2 protein-coding genes are annotated in these 1,246 nt (G+C 44.2%); both read left to right on the top strand.

Annotated features, from left to right (window positions below; all coding sequences use genetic code 11):
* The coding region (locus PGX78_RS07255) for a DNA topoisomerase (RefSeq protein WP_270446194.1) at nt 1–947 on the top strand (947 nt) is incomplete at its 5' end.
* A 19-nt stretch (nt 948–966) separates the two neighbouring features.
* Nucleotides 967–1,246 (top strand): nucleotide-binding protein (locus PGX78_RS07250; RefSeq protein ID WP_442864814.1); only part of this gene is annotated, 280 nt, incomplete at its 3' end.

The raw sequence follows: 1,246 nt of genomic DNA, 5'->3' as shown, positions 1-1,246 counted from the left end.
CTCCCATACAAAAAAATATATATTTTCTTATCGCACAGGCTTATATTGCCCAGTTTTACGGTGTTCATGAATACGACAGTCAGCGCATTATCATTAATTGTGCTCAAGAAGATTTCGTAGCTCGCGGTAAAACCGTTACCGCTCTCGGGTGGAAAGAGCTGTATAGTCGGGATAAAAGTGATGACAACGAAGAAGACAAGGATCAATTGCCGGTTCTGAAAAAAGGGACGATAGTTTTTTATAAGTCCGGTATAACAGAAGAGAAAGAAACGAAGCCGCCTCAGCGCTTTACGGCATCCACCTTGTTGGCGGCGATGAAAGAAATTTATAAATATGTGAAGGATGACGGTCTGAAAAAGAAACTCAAAGAAGTCCAGGGAATCGGTACGGAAGCGACGCGGGCGACGATTATTAATGAATTAATCGGTCGCAAGTTTTTATACGAAGAAGGTAAGAAAAAGTATTTGTGTCCGGCCGATTCGGCATATATTCTTATTGATGCGTTGCCCGATGAATTGGCTTACCCCGATGAGACTGCCATTTGGGAAGAACGGCTTCATTTAATGAGTATAGGCAAAGACGATTTACAGTCTTTTTTGAAAGATCAAGTAGAATTTTTGCGTACACTCATACAAAAGGCGGGGCAAGGTGTTGTCAAAACTCATGCGGAAGGAAAGCGGTGTCCCCGATGCGGTTCGGTTATGATAAAAAGAGCCGGCAAATACGGCGAATTTTACGGCTGTACGTCTTATCCGAAATGTAAGCATACGGAACAAATTATACCGAAGGCTGTAGATGAAAGCACCGATTATACTTGTCCGCGGTGTAAAACGGGTCGATTTGTACGTATGGACGGTCCCTACGGCCCTTACTGGCTCTGCAATCATCCGGGTTGTAAGACCAAGTGTGCCGATGTAAAGGGACGTCCCAGTATTTATCAAAAGTGATTTAAAAGGAGATACGGTAATGGCGTCATATATTATGTTCCAGGGAACAGGATCGCATGTAGGGAAAAGTATTTTAACGACAGCTCTTTGCCGTATTTTTGCTCGTGAAGGCATGCGTACAGCTCCTTTTAAAGCACAAAACATGGCTTTAAATTCCTATGTTACACCGGACGGCAAGGAGATGGGTAGAGCCCAAGTTGCTCAGGCGGAAGCGGCCGGTCTTATTCCTGAAACGGACATGAATCCCGTCTTGTTAAAGCCGGTAGGAAACAGTCGATCGCAGGTCATCATTAACGGGA

The organism is Megasphaera sp. AF13-6AC (assembly GCF_027685385.1).
GTDB lineage: Bacteria > Bacillota > Negativicutes > Veillonellales > Megasphaeraceae > Megasphaera > Megasphaera micronuciformis.
The sequence above is the reverse complement of the archived record's forward strand: the minus strand, read 5'-3'. Positions and strand labels throughout refer to the sequence as shown.